The organism is Streptomyces sp. 8P21H-1 (assembly GCF_013302945.1).
On the sequence record NZ_JABTYA010000246.1, the window covers coordinates 604 to 883 of the forward strand.

The 280-nt window shown below is 65.0% G+C and carries 1 pseudogene; it reads left to right on the top strand.

Annotation, left to right across the window (positions count from 1 at the left end):
• Positions 1 to 280 (top strand): annotated as a pseudogene (locus tag HO151_RS07390) (alpha-1,4-glucan--maltose-1-phosphate maltosyltransferase); the annotation flags it as partial.

Below are 280 nucleotides of genomic sequence, written 5' to 3' on the forward strand. Positions count from 1 at the left end.
GCGGGAGACGGTCCGGGTGCTGCGGTTCTGGATGGAGCACGGGGTGCGGATCTTCCGCGTCGACAACCCCCACACGAAGCCGGTCGTGTTCTGGGAGCAGGTGATCGCGGAGATCAACCGCACCGATCCGGACGTGATCTTCCTGGCCGAGGCGTTCACCCGCCCGGCGATGATGCACACGCTCGGCGCGATCGGTTTCCAGCAGTCGTACACGTACTTCACCTGGCGCAACACCAAGAAGGAGCTGACGGAGTACCTCACCGAGCTCTCCGGTGAGGCG